Raw genomic sequence first — 18155 nt, forward strand, 5'->3', positions numbered from 1 at the left:
TCATATTATCACGTGATCTTCAATACCCTTCATTCGTGTTTTATATGTAATCCTCTTCGATTTATGAAACTATGTTATGACATTCACTAATGCCTTGGTAATACTGCAACGAGAAGGCGGTGTCAATACTGCTAAGTTATGATACTTAGCATCAAAAAAAGACTGTCTATCATCGACAGTCCTGTTACTCGATTAAAGCGTCCGTTAATTAAATAAAAATTCGCTTTTCCATTCGGGGTCCTTTCTATCCTTTTCATTGTAATCAAGAAGGCATTCTTTCATTATTTTTGTATCTCTTGGCAATATTTTTTCCAATTCTGACCATCCGTTGAAAATCATTTTATTTGGCAAAGGACACACAAATCCTGTAATACAATCCCAAAAGGCATCCCAATTTTCTCCATAGAAATCAGGAAATTCAAGCTTTTCTTTAAGGAGTAAATGTAATTCTTTTGCAGTTTGGATATTACTTACATCAATGATCATAAGTGATTCACGCTCATTACTCAATTTATACACCCCATTAACATATTAGCCTTATATTTCATCATTCTTTTACAAGGTATTCCTTCCTTTTTCTTTAATAAACCTGTCCAATTAGTTAAACAAGAAATCCTTCTATGATTCTTAAGTGATGACGCCTATAAAATAAAAAAACTGTCTATCACTACTTAGATAGGAAGCGAACCTATGTTCTTAGCTCTGGAGGCTATTATAAGCCTCGTACACTCTATTCCCTAAAACGCCACAAAATATTGATACACAAACGGTCAAAAGTGATTGAATTCCAGTGTTCTTAGTTCGCATATGCAACACCTCCAATACTATCACAAGAGCGAAGGGGACGTTTCTTAGCGAATATCGTCTGGTAATAGGTGAACATAGATATCAAATTTCGAAATCTTGGTGAAGTGCCTGTGATAATATTACATTCAGCTTTCTCAGCCTTCTTACCACCTTCAGTCACCTCGACCTTACGATCTTTAAACTTACCCTGCACTTTGGTAATTCCAATGCCTTCTTGTTGATATTTCTTAATCAAAGAGCGCTCAAACTGCGCCATGCCCGAAAAGACTGTCAACAGGAAGTCGTTCGTCGGATTATCACTGGAAGTATCTAACCGTGTTTCGGTAACAGACTTCAATCCTGCGCCTTTCTCTTTGATCTACTCGATAATCTCTAGCGAATCTTTGGTGGAACAAGACAGACGGCTTATCTCAAGAACAATGACCGTATCACCTTTCTGTAGTTTGTCTAATAGTGCTTGCAGCTGTGAGCGTGCCATTGTTGTCCGTGAAATTTTCTCTTCATAGAAGAGGTACATCCATTCAGAAAATGCAATAATGTTATCGTATAACCGTACTCCAAAGTTAACGGATAATACAGTCCATTCAGCAGGCTCTATCCATAAGCGGTTTACATTTCGTTCCAATACAGGATGATACAATCATCATTTATAGTATAGGACAATAGGGGGTGTTATAAAGTGGGATAGTAACTTTATAATATAAAATGTATTGAATACTATAGCTAAATTTGCTTTTTGTAAAATACAGTTTATATTTTTAAATATTCCTCTAATCTAAGGACACTCTTTCTACGCCAAATAGAATATTATTTACTTCCCTCAATTTATCCAAATCATTATAATCAAATTCCTTGATAGGAATCCATAAGTAATCAGCCTTCATGCTATTCAAATCTGTAGACCATGTTTCCCAAAGTATCTTTAAGTCTTTGTCCAGAATTACCAGAATCGGATGCCCATTTTTTGAAATTAATGCTTTAGCCAACGTATCATCATCAACATCAATTTCTTCCTCTAACTCTTCTAATTTTTTCTTTATTGTAGGATATTTTCCACGTATTTGATTCCCTTTTGTTCGGATATCCTTAACATTAAACTCATTTGGCAAGATGCTTATATCATTAACTACATTTAACAGTAACCCAAACGCATCATCTGTTGCCGAAGCATCAAATCCAACGCTTAGATCATCGAAACTATAATAATCGGGTATAAATTCAATTCCTCCTACAGCTGCCACCCTTGTGCCTAATATTTTAATCACGATATTATAACCCGCTGGTATACCTTCAGGAGAAAAGAATTCCTTGTCACTATCTTCAACTTGGATCACTAGATACCTAATAGCAGTAAGAGTATCCTTTATGAGAATGGGCTTAATTTTCATTTTGTAGATAACACCTCTCTAACCAAGGGAATCATTTCATCAATCATTCTAATTTCGGTTACTCCTTGTCCTATGTATCTATAAATGAGAATTTGGCTTAAAAGTGGATAAAGAGTTTTCCTCATCTCATTAGTATCTTTTTGGAATAAATGTGCCAATTCCTCATCGGTTACAACTGGGCGATTAATTAAATAATGTAAGTAAACCTCAGTATGGGGGTAGTCTTCAATTAAATATGTTACTGCTATTTTTGCTCTTGTTCTATACTCTTCAAGTGCTTGCAATATCAATGCTTCATCATCTGATGGACTAATTTTCCGTAGTAATAAAACTATAATCTCATTAAAGGCATCTGAAATAGCTAGAACGGCTTTATCCCATAGCTCTCCTGGTGTATACTCATTTAACTTTAAATTTAATGTACCTAATGCCTTTTGAAAACTTCTATTTTTAATATGGGAGTATTCTGTTCTTACATTGTAAACCGCCCATAGCTTTTTATTTATTTCTTCATCAATCCTTAGTGACTCTTCAGGGAAAGACTTTTTTAGAAACGCTATTAAGCTTTTTATTGATTTCCCCGTAGATATGCCAGATAACATATCTATCTCCTTTACATTTATACTTTCAATTGAAGTACTTACTAAATTTATTAGTTGAGAGGTAAGTGAATCTTGATCGCTTACTTGCTTAGATAACCTATGTAATGAACTAAATTTAAATCCTTTAAATAAATCAATGCTGTATGTTTCATTAAATACCCTTTGTAAAGTATCCATCTTTTCTATTAGTAATTGCACATTGTCTTTCTCTTTCAACATTTTCTCTCCTTTTATATTAAATAGATTCAATGGTTACTATAGAATCCGAAAAATTATTTTTTAAGTTCTAGATAAGTGATAACATGTACTTTTTATTGTAAAACACTTCCTGGTTTGGTGACAATATCTGCTTTTATACTTCGAATTACATCTATTTTGGCAGAGCGTTTTTAAGAGGATTGGCGATTATGCATGAGCAACTTGAGAAGAAAACACGAAAAATTTAGTAATATTATAAGTGAGATGTAATATTAAGTTTCTTTAGAATTCGAAAAGGTATACAATTACGAACAGTTTGCGTAATGTAGACAAACTCTCATTCTACCGTTTTTTATCATGTTCGCAAAAGTGTCGGTATACTGGGAAAAATTATATACCGGTGATTGAGAGGAGTACGGAAGTATGGATAATCGTAAATTCGGATACATTCGTGTTAGCAGTCGAGATCAGAACGAAGCACGTCAGCAGCAATCTATGAAAGAGATAGGTATAAGTAAGTAACAGAGACATATTTGTCGATAAACAAAGCGGAAAGGATTTCTATCGGGAACAGTATCAATCACTTAAACACCATTTAAGAGCGGGAGACGTACTGTTTATTCACTCTTTAGATCGTTTTGGTCGTAATAAAGAAGAAATCTTAAACGAATGGACAGACATTACAAAGAACATTAGAGCTGATATTGTTGTACTCGATATGCCTTTATTGGATACTACGAAATACCAGGACAGCCTTGGAACATTTATCTCCGATTTAGTATTACAGATATTATCATGGCTAGCGGAAGAGGAGTGGGAACGGATTAAGAAGCGTCAGAGAGAGGGGATAGACCTTGCACTAGAAAATGATATCGAACTATGCCTGGTTCAACGTAAATATGAGGCTCAAATCTCGAATCCTTGACGATTCGTAAAAAGACTGTCCCTTTTCCATAAAATGAGTCGGCGCAGTAGCCGACTGAACAAAAAAAATTCCCCGAATCATAAATCCGGTGGTGTTATAAAACTACCGGTGCAGGTTTGTAAATGTAGACGGACTTAATAATGTCTCATTGGGACAAATGAAAACTTAAAAAGGAAAAATGATTTAATATAAATTTTTACAAATTTCAAAAAACGTTTATACTAATATATGTATAAAAATTATTGATTTTGGGGGTTTTTGTGTGGCTGGTGTAAAAACATTTATTTCATCAACTTGTTATGACCTTTCGATTGTAAGGTCTCAATTAAGAACATTTCTTAATTCAATTGGTTATGAACCAGTAATGAGTGATTATAACGATATATTATATGATCCTCGAGAACATACTCATACAAGTTGTGTTAATGAAGTTGCTAATTGTGATATGTTAATTTTACTTATAGGTTCTAGGTTTGGTGGTAGAGGTGTTCCTGAAGCGATAAATAAAATTGATTTTGAAAGTTTAATAAATGAAAGCAAAAGTATAGATAGTTTGATTGAAAAGGAAAGCCTATCAATAACACAGTTAGAAGTATTAAAAGCCATTGAAGAGTCAATCCCGGTATATACTTTTATTGACCAAAAGGTTTACCACGATCATGAATTTTATGAAAAAAATAAGGATAAAACAGATATTATTAACCAGATTCACTTTCCTTCGATTGATAAGCAAGAAACCGCAGAATACATATTTAATTTTATAAATTTTGTTAGGTTAAGGACAAAAGGAAATAATATATTTCAATTTTCTAAAATTCAAGATGTTGAAGAAATATTAAAAAAGCAATGGTCAAGTTATTTTCAAAGGTTATTAAATGAGCAAAGGTATACAGGAATAGAAGCTCGGCGATATGAATCTCTTAGTCAACAATTTGAAGATTTAAAAACAGCAATTTTGACATCTATTGGAACAAGCAATGAAAAAGAGGTAGCAAGAGGTGTTGTTAGGTATAGAAGGCTAATTGATTTCTTGTTTGGTATACAAATATCGGATTTCGGTTATATAAAACAAACTACAGATAATTGGGATAATATATTGGCGTTTGCTGGAATTAAAAAGATAGTAGATGTTTCTAGTCTCGAGAATGAACATACTCGTCTTCGTCCATCTAGTGCTAGGACTATTCTAGTGAAAGAAGATGAAACTTTTTATGAACTTAGGTTTCAAAATGAATTTATTTATGACTTATCATTAGAGTGGGATTCTTTTAAAGAGATTCCATTAGAAAATAGAAATACCATTGTTGATACTTTATTGGAAATGAATAATGGCTCAACTTTTGTAAGGCATCATAAAATACCTATAGATAAATGGCTGAATGCAGATCATAATAAACTTGTAATAAAAGAATTTATAGCTGGATAAATACACTTAATCTTTTGTTAATCGTTAACTATTGCCCCTGATATTCATTAAGAAGCACACCTTATTAGGGAATCGACCCAATTCAATATTATTATTGGTCATAATTTGTGGCTTGACTACCGGGGGCTTGAGTTTAAGAAAGAAAGATCGTTAAAATGACGATCTTTTTTTATCTTCGTCAATATTAGATTCACTAGGTTTCAGGTGTAACCTTGGATGATACGCAACAATTAGCGGAATTCACAACGCCTATTAAGCTTTATTTTATTAGTGTGGTCTAGCAAATGCTAAGACGAATGGTGCTGTCGATTACAAACAAAGGGGGCATTTTATATCGGCACTTGCCTAGAGTAACGCACACATGATAGCCAAATCAAAAAAACTGACAAGCTGTACTATGGATTTCATTACGCTCAATTTATTTCGGAACAGTTAAATAACAACTAGAGGAAAGCTACAAACTTTTGGTACTAACTGACGTCAGATAAATGCAAAGACATTACTGTAAAACTCTACTTTATCGATAATGAGTGAGGATGATGAAATGGTATCATTCCGGCCATATGACAGGTAAATGGAATGCAGTTAGCTACGTTAGCTATCTACTTCCATTAATATGTATCAGTTGTCATTACTTTGCTGATCGATACTAACGAAAAGAAAAAAAGGGCGCCACCCCAGCACAAGAGAAAGACCACATGTTATATCAAACTACGCTTACTGATATACGAATATGGTTGTGAAAATCTGAACCCTGAACGCAACAACATTCGTTAGTTGAGTTTATCACCTTGTGAAGAAAACAAATTAATTCGAAACGCCGTTTTTAAAATTAAATTTAAGACAGTGGTGGCCATCGTTGGATAGCGGTTTTAGCCTATGATAATACTCTATATTGGTTAGCGTTTTAAAAACGTTTGTCAAGAGACTATAAAAGTTATGTTTCATTAATTGTAAAATTGTACCTATATCAATATTGAGTTAAAATAGTTGTGTACATAAACGGAAGGGGGAATAGCATTGGTAAGTTTTTCTGAAAGGATAGGGGTTAAACCTGCGCGATCAGTAATTCAAAAAGACTCAATGGATAAAGATTTAAGAAACAGCTTATGGAATGTTTTTTACGAAAATGTTTTAGCTAATCTTGGAGGACCAATAAATACTAACAAACGTTATGATGCGTTTTTTAAGAAAATGTGGAGGGAATTCTTAAAGGAGCCCGTTGATTCTATGCCTACATATCCATCAACTATAGGTGCGCAGTTAAAATCTTCATATTTTAAGGAGCCCTTAAACTTAAAAGGTTTTGAAGATGTAGGAATTCATAGTAGTAACAACTGGTATCAAGTATACGACTTCCTAGAATTTGTTGTCGAAAACTATCCTGCTAACAGTAATAAAAAGTTTATACGGGATTGTAATTACATACTAGAACGTGAACTATCCGCTTATAGATTTGTTGGTAATTGTCTTGTAACGATAACAAATGAACAGGAAATAGCAGCCGTGGAGCAAGCCCTTCAAACGAAGCATGACACACATTATGCTAATACACATTTAGAAACTGCATTAAAGTTATTTGCTGATAAGCTCAATCCTGATTTTCGTAATGTAATTAAAGAATCTATATCAGCAGTAGAAGCCATTTGTACCGCTATAACAAAAGCTAATGGGCAGAAAACATCAACGTTAGGAGAAGCTTTAAAAGTAATTGAAAAAAAGGCGCACATTGAATTACATCCAACATTAAAAGTAGCTTTTGATAAGATGTATGGTTATACAAGTGACGGAGGTATTCGCCATTATATAAAGGATGATGAGGAAGTTAATGTAGAAGATGCTCAATATATGCTTGTGACATGTTCGGCCTTTGTTAACTACTTAACGGAGAAGGCAAGAAAAGCAGAAATTGAACTCTAATAAATACCGTCTTCCGATGGAATAGTGTAACAATAAGTATTTGTACGAGTAGCCAAACGGCTACTTTTTTATTTGGTGGGCGAGTGTTACAGGGTTAATTATGTAAAAATACCAGTGAGATAAAGCGACACGCAAGCACTTCGAAAAATATGGGGTTATTTTTTATGTGCTTTTAAATTATGTAGTAACCGCTAAATATTTTAATTACTGAGATAACCTACAAACATTTATAGGAACAGAAACAACATTAGAACGAAACGCCGAGTAATTCAATTTTTATTTATCATCGCATAGTGGCCGTATGCTCTGGACCACGCTTAGGGGCTGCCCGTAAACAAGAGAAAACTCATATGTTATATCGTACTATGCCTGATGATGGATGAATATGTATAACAAATGTCGAAATCTCTAATGATATCCAACGGGACAACGCTAATAGTGGAAATTTTTTTTGTTGAATATTAGATATTACAGCCATATTTATCCCTAAATATTTTCTTTTTTCTCTCCATACCATAGGTGCAATTTTTATAAATAGCATCCCAAAAGGCAATGATATCAACCATAGAACTTCTTGTGTAGGTATATAAAGGTTTTTTACGATGTGATTTGGCGCAGTACAGCTTATTGTTTCCACCGATTAATTCCTCTACATATTGCTTTATTTTTTCCATAAATGGTTTCGATGCACTGAACATAATTATGTAATTTTTCTTTTTATTCCCAACCGAACCATCCCCTTCAAAAACGCCCCTAATAAACGCTGGACGGAACCGTTTGGGAATATCTGGACATTCTACAGTCGTTGTCTTCTGGTATGTCATTCCGTACTTCATAAGTTCACAAATCACTTCTGCATTTCGAAACTGAATTTTATAATGCCAATTTCCATTTCGATACCGTTTCTTTACTTCATGCTTGTAGTGAATAGTTTGTGCAATCCAATTAACAACATCTTCATCAATCAATTCAATACTTATTCCGTTATCGGGAGATAAACAACCATCTGTTAGTAATAGGCCGAGTATATATGCAAGTTCCTTTGACATGGTTTTAAAGAAGTCTGGATTTACAGAATCATTTTGAGCTTTTACATCTTCAAAATACTGCTCTCTACTTCTTAATAGTCCATAAATTCTTAAGGAGTGTGTTACTGAACTAGGAGACTGGTTCAAAAACACTGCTATCTTATTTATGTTTTTGTTAAAACGATTGTACAATTGCGCCATTAACTCAAAGGGAAATTGATCCCAAAAGAATTTTGATCTAGACTCACCGCTAGTCCTTTTTGGGATACCAAGGTCTCTAAATTTTGTTTGTATGGTACACTCCGAGACATTAAATAGATTTGCTATTTTTTTAATAGATAGATTACGAACATTGTATAAATAGTCTAGTCTCTCAGTGTTTAAATTAGGAATGTATTTAATTTTATAATCTGCTGCTCTTTTAATCGGTACTCCTAATTCTTTCATAGTTCTACTTAGTGCTCTATAGGAGGTTTTAAGTAGCTCTTGTATTTCTTTAAGTGTTAACCTATCGATGTGATGCCAATTGTATAAGTCTTCATAAGTTACATTTAATTTTCGCATAGGCCTCGGCATCTATATATCCTCCTTAAGATATCACGTATTTATTTACACTAAAGTATATAAATAACCTGTATTCCAACTTCGGCTACTCGTATTAGTTCTTCTTGTATTACATTCTTTATGTCACTGTACTCCAATTTTTTGATACATTGTTTTCTGGTAACATTATAATGTGGTTAGGAAAAACTACTTATATGCTAGCCGTTAAAGGATTTTTTTAAACATTAATTTTTAAAAAGTTTTTTCAAAAGTAGTTAATTAGGTGTGAACAAGTAGGAGTTACTATCTCGTACGAAATCTAAGGGTTGGCTATAGTTTTAATAAGAATACAGAAAAGAAAAAAACGTCATCCGCAGATGACGTCTAACGCAATATTTTACGCTCTTTATTCAACTTTCCAATAACAGCATTCAACGGAGAAAACTGATCATGCTGATTAATCAACGCATGTCTCGATAGATGCGTATAACGCATCACCATACGCAGGTCAGCGTGACCGAGCAACATCTGCAAATGACGTATATCTCCACCAGCTTCTAGAAACATCGTAGAGCCGGTATGTCGGAATAGGTGGGGATGTACATTCTTCGTAATACCAGCCTTCCTTGCATATACCTTCAGTCGTTTCCGAAAATGATTACGATCCATCTGTTCTCCATAGTTCGTAACAAAGACGTAATTCGTTTCAAATTCTTCGTTTTCCTTTATCAAATCTTTCAGTAAGTTCGCAGTCGTATTTTTAATTGGGACAATACGTGCTTTACGATTTTTGGCAACAGTTGCACGAACTGTGATAACTTTGGTAGAGAAATCAATGTCATTGTTGGTAAGCGATAATGTTTCGCTAATACGTAAAAATGTATCTAATAAAAGATTCATAATAACGTAATCTCGATAATCACTATAGTTTCGTTTATTCGGAGCATTAAGTAGATTTCGTAATTCATCGACTGTAAGTATATTAATCTCCTCTTGCAGTTCATTTACATTTTTCACTCGCTTCATTGGATTACTCTCACTCAACTCCTCATCAACAAAGAAACGGAACATCACCCGTAATGTTTTCAGTCGTGTATTAATCGTAGAGGGGGAGAGACCAACCTTTTTACAATCATTTGGCTTGTAGTTATGGTCTTCGAACTGTATCTTCTCGTTCTTCATAAATACTACGTAATTACGGATAACATCTGTTGTAATTGCATCTATATTTTTGCTGAGATCTTTGTAGTCGAGAAAATGCGTAAAGTATCGAAAGTTTTCCTTATATTGATGCAAAGTACGGGCAGCTCTACCTTCAGCAACTTTAGCGTGATAGAACTTCTCGAACAAATCGTCAATCGTTTGTGTAGCAAATGTTCGTAACTCCTTCTTTACGCGTTTCCCTTTACGCTTTGAAACTGTTCCTTCATTATTATTAGATGCCATACAAAAACCGCCTCCTATTTCGTTTTTGAAAACGAGATGAGAGACGTATAACTGTCCGTCTTAGCTGACCGCCACCGTGTTTGGACGGCAACCGCCACCCTGCGTCAAGTCAACGCTAAGTCAACGGGAAATAAAAAACCGCATCAAACGTTAATCTGACGCGGCTTTCGACCAATGTATGACCCCGGAGAGGCTCGAACTCACGACCTCCACCCTGTCAAGGTGCCGCTCTCCTAGTTAAGTTAGAGGAAGTAACTATTTTTCAATCTTCAAACCTAATCCACAAAGTTTATTAATCTGCACCCAATTACTTCCTTCTTTTCTCCTCATATTCTATAATTAATCTATAAAATTAAATGGGGGTAATTTCCAAAATGAAGCTTCAAACCGTGACCCAAAAAGCTACTCAATTTGAACCCGATATTTCATTGCTTGCTGAAAAAGAATCAGGGCGCCAAGAATTCGTAAAACGTTTTCCATTAGAATCCTTAAGAAATCTCACCATAGAAGAATATGCAAATACTAAAACAAAAGATTGTTTCAATTACTGGCTCGAGCGAAAAAATATTTTAGGCGGCATTGGTGGAGCCAATTCTGCTAAATTCGGTATTTATCTTGCTAAAACTGGTGAGTACTGTAAAAGTTATGGTAAACAAAAAGTGGTATTAAAAGATGAACAGTTACAAGAAGAATTTAGAGTCCTAAAAGAAGGGATTTGTGAGGCAATACGACTTGCAAAGGAAGGCCGCATCTCTGAAATTCTTAAATTGAATTTACCAATTTATAATATGGTGCTGCTAAAAATTTTAAATATTTATGTTCCAGAGAAATTTTTTAATATTTATTCACCACCAATATTGATTGAGCTTGGAAAAGAATTACATATAAAAGATGAATTGCTTACTCCTCAGAATGCAATTGAGTTGAATCATGCAGTGTTGCATTCTATTAAAAAAGAAAATATTTTTTTAGATTGGTCAAATGAAAAGATTTCAAGATTTATCTGGGATACATTTTCTGAGCGGGATAAATCGCTTGATAAGAATACAAACTATTGGCTAGCTGGACATACATATGGAAAAGATCGTTCCATCCAAGATTATTTGTTGAAAAACAACTGTATAGCGATAGGCTTTTTACGTGAAAATTTATCCTCTCTTTTAGAAGAAGAAAATATTGAGGATATCATTGATGAGAAGGAAGAAACATCAGCAGGACAAAAAGCATTAAAGCAATTTTTAAAAATGAAAGAAGGAGACCTTGTTGCTTTAAAAACATCATTTACTCGTAAGGTTGATGGGAAGACAAGATCAGTGTTACGAGTTAGTGCTGTTGGGAAAATTACCAAAGATACTATTGATGGTTATGAATTCTCTGAAGAGTACGGACATCTACTTCCTGTTGAGTGGATTAATATTGAAGAGAGAGAGTTCATAGGTTATGGAGGATATCGTAGTACATTAAATGAAGTGAAAAATAAAAATGTCATTAACTTAGTATTTATGCAGGGAAAGGAAACAAGTAATACGCCCCAAGAATCTATCGAAGAATTAGATACAGATCCAAGAAACTATGTCTTTTTTGGTCCACCTGGAACAGGGAAAACATATCAAATCGTTGAACGTGCTCTTGAATTGATCGATAAAAGAACATATGAGGAACTGAAAGTAGATGGACGAGAAGCATTACAACAAGAGTTTTCACGTTTAACAAAAGAAGGACAAATTCATCTTGTAACGTTCCATCAGTCATATGGATATGAAGATTTTATAGAAGGCTTGAAATCTGATGGAAAAGGGAATTTTGTGCCAACGGATGGTATTTTGAAAAAATCGGCACTTGAAGCTATGTATGAAGGAATTCAAAGTACAAGTCAGGAGTTTTCGAATGAAGTTCGTTTTGAGCAACTTTATGATTACCTGGTTGAAAATGGTTTGAAGAATAATATTCAATTTGAATCAAAAACAGGAACGACAAGTTTCATTTCATATATTTCAGAGCAAAATAATATAGTTGTAACGAGTGAAGATGTAAAAACTAGTTCAATAGTTTCAAAGAATCGTTTACTAAGCTTGTATCGCTATGTTCAGGAGCATGATATTGATTGGAAGAATAATATAATGTTTGTTCGTGAGGCAATTGGTGGGTGTAATCAGACGAAATATTGGTCCGTACTAAATTGGATACTAGAAAAAATGGAAGATACAACAGAAGAAGAAAAAATGGAAGTTGAAGGAGATGAGAAAAAGGCAATTATTCAAAAGGCATTGCTGGAAAACGGCTCCTTTGATTATTCGAATGCGAAAAAACATGTTGTAATCATTGATGAAATGAACCGAGGTAATATTTCTAAAATTTTTGGTGAGCTGTTAACGTTACTGGAAGAGGATAAGCGTTTAACACAAAGTAATGAATTGATTGTTGAATTACCTTATTCAAAAGAGAAGTTTACGTTACCTCCCAATCTATATGTAATTGGAACAATGAATACGGCTGACCGCTCTATAGCTTTGCTTGATACAGCGTTACGTCGCCGTTTTGTGTTTGAAGCAATCATGCCAAATACTGATCTTCTTGAATCGATTGGTGATGAAATTGACCTTGCTGAAATGCTTTCTGTTATTAATAAGCGGATTGAAGTACTGTATGACCGCGATCATATGATTGGACATGCATATTTTATAAACGCGAAAACAGATAATGAAGTTATAGCTATTTTTCAAACGAAAATCATTCCACTTTTACAAGAGTATTTTTATGATGATTGGGAAAAGATCGGTCTTGTTTTGGGTGGAATAGGGAGTTCAAAGGAAGATCAATATATTGTTTATAAAGAAGAAGTTAATGTAAATGAATTGTTTAAACAAAAGCCATCTATTTATATTCCTGCACTGTACCGAGTAAAACGAAAATTAACAGCGCAAGAGCTAATAGCGATTTATGAATAAGACAATTATAGTGCGTGAGGCGTATGACTGGATTACAGAAAGTGACGTTACAGCAGAACAATTTGATGAGCTTATACGATATATTGAAGAAAAATATCCCAATGAACAGGTGATTGATCAAAAGTATAAACGACTTCGCTTTATTAATTATGTTGGTGTGATCCAATGTTCTGATGTGAGGTACGAAATTATTCACAAAATAAAACTCACATCTAATGACGATCGAAAGGCATTGCTAAGAATGCTTTCGGTTACAGGATTTTTGCCGGTTTCATTTTATGAGGAAGTACTAAATGGTGAAGATAGAGGGGAACTGCTTACGGCATTTCTTGCTACATTTCTTACTCGTTTGCTAAATGAACTCAGAAAAGGGACTTTTAAAACATACGAACGTCATGAAGAAAATTTAAATACACTGCGTGGCAAACTCGAGCTTAGTAAACACATTTATAAGAATGTATTTCAAAAAACAAAAGCATATTGTGCATTTGATGAATATACGGAAAATAACTCTTTAAACCAGCTATTTAAATGTGCATTGCTCATTGTAAAAAAGCATACAAAAATACATACTTTAAAACTTTATCTTGAGCGCTGTTTAGGCTACTTAGAACCTGTGGATGTAGTGTATTTCACAGAGAAGGAATTAAAGAGTATTACATTTAACCGACAGAATGAACGTTTTCGTCAAGCTGCTTTGTTTGCTAAGCTAATTGTTGAGCGGGCAACGATTTATAGTAAAGGCCGAGGAGCATCATCGTTCTCTTTCTTATTTCAAATGAATATGTTGTTCGAAAAATATATTGAAGTAGCACTACAAGAAGCTATTGGTAATAATAAAATAATCAGTCAACATGCAGAGAAGAGGCTATTACGTAATAAGAAGAGTGGACGCCGGAACATTTTATTAAAACCAGATTTTGTGATTGATAATATGATAATCATGGATACGAAGTGGAAAAGTGCAACAAATAATGGAAGAAGTAGTTATGTACAGAGCGACATTTATCAAATGTATGCGTATGTAACTGCTTATAAGGAAGTTGAAAGGTGTATATTGCTGTACCCGAAACAAGAAATAGAAGCCGATCATCCTGTGTGGGAAGTTATCGATACTGAAAAAACTATCGAAATGTGCACGATAAGAATTGATGAATTTCCTGAGACTGTTAGAGAGTTAAAAGAAATTATAAAAGGTGTTTATGTATCTTTAGATACATAAAATGTGTATGAGGAATGTAGAAATAACTAATGTTCTAAAAAGTCAGTTTGAAAATTCATTGACTCTATTTGTTTGAATTGTCATTTATTGGGAGGGTAGTCTGAATTATAACTTCATGTGAACCATAAACTATTATTAATATTTTAGTTTAATAGAGCCTTCCTAATAACAGGTAATATGTGTAGAATATTTTCGTATAATTAGAGTGAAAGTATTATGGACTTTTAAATGGACTAGCATACAAAATTTCACAGTTGAATTTTGTATGCTAGTCATTTTTTGTTCAAATTGAATTAATGTAAAACTTGCCTATTAAAGAACTAATAGTAGTTTGGATAAACATTTTATTATAAATTAGTTGGAGTTTGTTTCTTAGTATTAATTCTTTCCACAACCTTATCAGGTAAATCTCCTAAGAAATAATTCTCAATATGATTCCAAAAATCGTCAGAGGTAAAGTCGTTTTCGAATAAATATCTCAACATCTCTACAGAGGTATAGTGACGATCGTGTACATTCTTTAAAATACTATTGTTATATCCTGCAGGATTTTGGAGTGTTTTTTCAATTTGATATTCCGAACCGACACGAATATAAATTTGTGGGTGGTCGCCACCTTTAACTTCATAAACTAAGAGCTCAAACATTTCTAGTAAACCTAAGACTAAAAATAGCTTAGCTGATCCAGAAGAGTCTTGCTTTCGTAAGAGATACTCTATAGAAGTTCCTTGTTCATTTAGTTTGTTAGCATAATGTAATAGCTTGGAAGTTTCTTGGGTAATAAACTTAATAAAGGTGTTAAAACTAGGATGAATTCGATATGTTGTTGAAAGTCGATATTCGTTTTTATTTAGTATATATGTTCTTTGGTTATTTGTTTTATTCATAATTGATTCGTAATTGATTATACTTTCAAGTAATTGACTGACAAATGCTTCTGCTTTATAGGATGAAATAGAAAAATGGTCTTTTATAAGGGCCTGAAGTTCCTTAGCTTCAAAAACTTTTCTTTTCATAATATATTGCGAGAGAACTTCATTTAATTTGTTAAGATTTTCTTCTAACTTATACATAAAGAAATCCTGGGAAGGGGCTTGCAATTGGCTAGAAATAATAAAAATTGGATCAAGTTTTTCTAATAACTTATCTTTAAGTTGACTTCCCTTTTCATGCAAGATTCTTTTGAAATTAGGGAATGATAAATGGCTAAATTTATCTCTCCAAAGATGATCAAGATTTATTTTATAAATACAATGTGTCTCTGCATCTACCTCGCGATATTTTTCAACATATTCTTTATAATTTTTTAATAAATCACATTCATCTTCTTTAAATACTTTAAAATATTCTACAGCAAACATACTGCGTGGACGTGCAGTAATAGGTGAATATTTTAAAGGTGAGTTAATAAAGCCTTTTTCAATAATTAAGAGAGCAGTTTTGAGTTGGTTATCTATTAAATCACTGTCAAAAGCATCATCTTTTTTAGACTGGAAAATATAGTGAAATTCCTCGGAACTCACTAACAAGTGACGAGATTTATTTTGTTTGCTTCGTTGTTTATATAAGTCTAAAACTTTTTGCATAACTTGAATCAATTGATATTTTTTAATTGTACTAATACCATGGAGTCGATTCACGTGCTTGAAATCCTCTTTTAAATAAGTGAAACTTGCTAATCCCATCTCTAAACCACGTGCAGCGCGACCTATCTCTTGTACATAATCACATACATTTCCTGTTGGAGCAAAATGTAAAACTGTATCGATGTCTGGAATATCAATACCCATTCCAAAAGCTTTTGTAGCTAACATAATTCTTGCGTTACCATCTTTAAATCTTAAGAAATTTTCGTTTTTCTGCTCTTTTTTAAGGCGTCCATGATAAATTGCGATATTTTCCAAAAGATTATCTGAGGCATGGCGTTCTAAATATTCTTTAAAACTAAGAATAGATTTAATTAATGGAAAGTATATGAGCACCTTCCGATTATCTACTAGCTCGTATTTTATTTGTTCCAACAAAAACTTGTGCTTAGCTGCAAGGTACTCTTTATCATTTGCATTCTCTATGTTATTCGAATTTATTGGGTTAATTTGAACTTCAATATTATCCCGCTTTACATAGCCAAAGTAGTTAATAGGATTATTTAATATTAAACTATCACGAGTTTCAGCATACATATCCTCAATGCCACCATAAATCGCTGTTGCAGTAAAAGTAGCAATAGGAAATTGATGCTTTGTTTCCAAATCTGTTGGATTATTTTTCTGATAAGTTTTACCTCTACGAATCTTTTGTAAATAATCTCCTAAGTACCAATAATCTGCTCGAAAAGCTTTACCCCAAGTTGTGACAATATGTGCTTCGTCAATAATAAACAGTCCAATTTCCCTGTCTCCAATAAGTGCTGAGATATCGGCTCTACTTAAAAGTGTTTCAGGTGAAATATATAAAATGGAGATTTCTTTATTTGATATTCGATCTGCAATATTTGCTTTTTCTACTGGAGAAATCTCAGAGTTAATCGTCGCACTAAATGTTATATTTTTTTCTTGTAGATTATAGACTTGGTCTTTCATAAGGCCAATCAATGGTGATATAACGATTGTGAGATACTCATATTTTTCAGCTAAATAAATAGCAGGCACTTGAAACATAATAGATTTTCCGGCTCCTGTTGGTGCGGTAACAAAAATATCTCTAAAGTTTGGTATTGTACCATTTTTTTTTGCAGCTTCCGATTGTGAAATTACATCGTGGATAATTTGTATCTGAGAGACTTCAATGATTTCCTTTTTATTAGTAAGGGAGTCAACATTTTTATAAACTTTTAAAGAGCGGTAAGAATCATATCCCCAATAACGTTTCAAAATATCTAAGTATGCTGCTTCCATTTCAGAAGGAATTTCATTTTGCTGCACCTGCTTCAACACTTTATAAACTTTTAGATTTGGTATATATGAGTAAAGTAAAGTCAGTTTATCTAAATTAAGACTTTCTATATAGTTTTTAGTGGATTTCTCTCCAAAACTTATGTAAATTGAACTGTTTATTTTAGCTGATTGGATTAGATCAGATACCATATCTAAAAAATCAAACGGGATTTCTCCCCCTAATTCAACATAATCAACTTTTTCACTTATTTCTTCTAATTGTAATTCATTAATCTTGTTAAATAGATTTAATTCTTCGAAGTCTTCTTTAGTAACATATGAAACATAAATATTTTTTTTCGGAGAGACTTCAATTGATGAATAGAATTCAAATAAATAATTGGCTTCATTATTATTTTTTGACTCAACTTGAGAGTCATGAAAAGCATCTAGGTGTTCTGGTGGAATAGAATAACTTAAAGGGTAGTATGCATCATAAAAGTTGTTGTTAATAATAATTGGTTTTCCAACAATTGAAATATTACCTGGTGGAATGGTTTGAAACTCTTCATAAGTAAGCCAGTGATGATTTTTTAAAGAAGCTTGTTTAAAAAAATCTATAATATTTTGTTGTTTTTTTAAGTCTAAGGAAAGTAAAGAAGTATCTAAAGGGATTGTTAATAATTTGAAGTCTAAAATTTCTTGTAACCAATCATGTGGAAATCCTTTGAAAATATAAATTACTGTATTTGTATCTTGTTTTTTTTCTCTTAAGCTTAAAAAAGAATCTCTAAAAATTTGCTTAAGCAAAAAGACACCCCCTAGT

At 33.2% G+C, this 18155-nt stretch carries 10 protein-coding genes and 2 pseudogenes; 5 read left to right on the plus strand and 7 right to left on the minus strand.

Annotated elements, in window-relative coordinates:
* Positions 1–204: 204 nt before the first annotated feature.
* The 4 genes and pseudogenes from COK05_RS08990 to COK05_RS09005 all read right to left on the minus strand — a co-directional run bounded on the left by COK05_RS08990 (position 205) and on the right by COK05_RS09005 (position 3016).
* Positions 205–510 (minus strand): barstar family protein, encoded by a 306-nt coding sequence (locus COK05_RS08990; protein WP_098612303.1) that lies wholly within the window; start codon positions 508–510, stop codon positions 205–207.
* 286 nt (positions 511–796) lie between these two features.
* A pseudogene (locus COK05_RS08995) lies at positions 797–1324 on the minus strand (recombinase family protein).
* 253 nt (positions 1325–1577) lie between these two features.
* Positions 1578–2195 (minus strand): hypothetical protein, encoded by a 618-nt coding sequence (locus COK05_RS09000; RefSeq protein WP_255290316.1) that lies wholly within the window; start codon positions 2193–2195, stop codon positions 1578–1580.
* Positions 2192–3016: a hypothetical protein gene (locus tag COK05_RS09005; RefSeq protein ID WP_255290317.1), complete on the minus strand. Its 825-nt coding sequence runs from the start codon at positions 3014–3016 to the stop codon at positions 2192–2194. Before COK05_RS09005 ends, COK05_RS09000 begins: the two co-directional genes overlap by 4 nt.
* A 402-nt stretch (positions 3017–3418) precedes the next feature.
* On the opposite strand from COK05_RS09005, the pseudogene COK05_RS09010 reads away from it, so the two are divergent.
* The 3 genes and pseudogenes from COK05_RS09010 to COK05_RS09020 form a co-directional block, all read left to right on the plus strand.
* A pseudogene (locus COK05_RS09010) lies at positions 3419–3863 on the plus strand (recombinase family protein); the annotation flags it as partial.
* Positions 3864–4182: 319 nt separating this feature from the next.
* Positions 4183–5346: a DUF4062 domain-containing protein gene (locus COK05_RS09015; RefSeq protein WP_098612305.1), complete on the plus strand. Its 1164-nt coding sequence runs from the start codon at positions 4183–4185 to the stop codon at positions 5344–5346.
* Positions 5347–6366: 1020 nt separating this feature from the next.
* Positions 6367–7266: an AbiJ-NTD4 domain-containing protein gene (locus tag COK05_RS09020; protein WP_176539429.1), complete on the plus strand. Its 900-nt coding sequence runs from the start codon at positions 6367–6369 to the stop codon at positions 7264–7266.
* Positions 7267–7727: 461 nt separating this feature from the next.
* On the opposite strand, the gene COK05_RS09025 is transcribed toward COK05_RS09020, so the two are convergent.
* Entirely contained in the window at positions 7728–8870 is a 1143-nt protein-coding gene (locus tag COK05_RS09025) for an LAGLIDADG family homing endonuclease (RefSeq protein ID WP_098612306.1), read from the minus strand.
* Between the two features lie 351 nt (positions 8871–9221).
* Positions 9222–10283 (minus strand): tyrosine-type recombinase/integrase, encoded by a 1062-nt coding sequence (locus COK05_RS09030; RefSeq protein WP_098612307.1) that lies wholly within the window; start codon positions 10281–10283, stop codon positions 9222–9224.
* Between the two features lie 374 nt (positions 10284–10657).
* Between COK05_RS09030 and COK05_RS09035 the strand changes: the two genes are divergently transcribed.
* Both COK05_RS09035 and COK05_RS09040 read left to right on the plus strand, forming a co-directional pair.
* Positions 10658–13231, plus strand: coding sequence for an McrB family protein (locus COK05_RS09035; RefSeq protein WP_098612308.1), 2574 nt, complete (start codon positions 10658–10660; stop codon positions 13229–13231).
* A complete protein-coding gene (locus COK05_RS09040) occupies positions 13224–14453 on the plus strand; it encodes an McrC family protein (RefSeq protein ID WP_098612309.1) in 1230 nt (409 codons plus the stop codon). Before COK05_RS09035 ends, COK05_RS09040 begins: the two co-directional genes overlap by 8 nt.
* A gap of 347 nt (positions 14454–14800) precedes the next feature.
* Here COK05_RS09040 and COK05_RS09045 read toward each other — a convergent pair whose 3' ends face one another.
* Positions 14801–18139: a helicase-related protein gene (locus COK05_RS09045; protein ID WP_098612310.1), complete on the minus strand. Its 3339-nt coding sequence runs from the start codon at positions 18137–18139 to the stop codon at positions 14801–14803.
* Positions 18140–18155 lie beyond the last annotated feature (16 nt).

The organism is Bacillus cereus (assembly GCF_002567495.1).
In the GTDB taxonomy this organism is placed as follows: domain Bacteria; phylum Bacillota; class Bacilli; order Bacillales; family Bacillaceae_G; genus Bacillus_A; species Bacillus_A cereus_AQ.

What these genes read in the sequence shown, in the direction of transcription:
- COK05_RS09030 (WP_098612307.1), bottom strand. Translation starts at nt 10,283, where the DNA reads ATGGCATCTAATAATAATGAAGGAACAGTTTCAAAGCGTAAAGGGAAA.
- COK05_RS09040 (WP_098612309.1), top strand. Translation starts at nt 13,224, where the DNA reads ATGAATAAGACAATTATAGTGCGTGAGGCGTATGACTGGATTACAGAA.
- COK05_RS09000 (WP_255290316.1), bottom strand. Translation starts at nt 2,195, where the DNA reads ATGAAAATTAAGCCCATTCTCATAAAGGATACTCTTACTGCTATTAGG.
- COK05_RS09035 (WP_098612308.1), top strand. Translation starts at nt 10,658, where the DNA reads ATGAAGCTTCAAACCGTGACCCAAAAAGCTACTCAATTTGAACCCGAT.
- COK05_RS09005 (WP_255290317.1), bottom strand. Translation starts at nt 3,016, where the DNA reads ATGTTGAAAGAGAAAGACAATGTGCAATTACTAATAGAAAAGATGGAT.
- COK05_RS09025 (WP_098612306.1), bottom strand. Translation starts at nt 8,870, where the DNA reads ATGCCGAGGCCTATGCGAAAATTAAATGTAACTTATGAAGACTTATAC.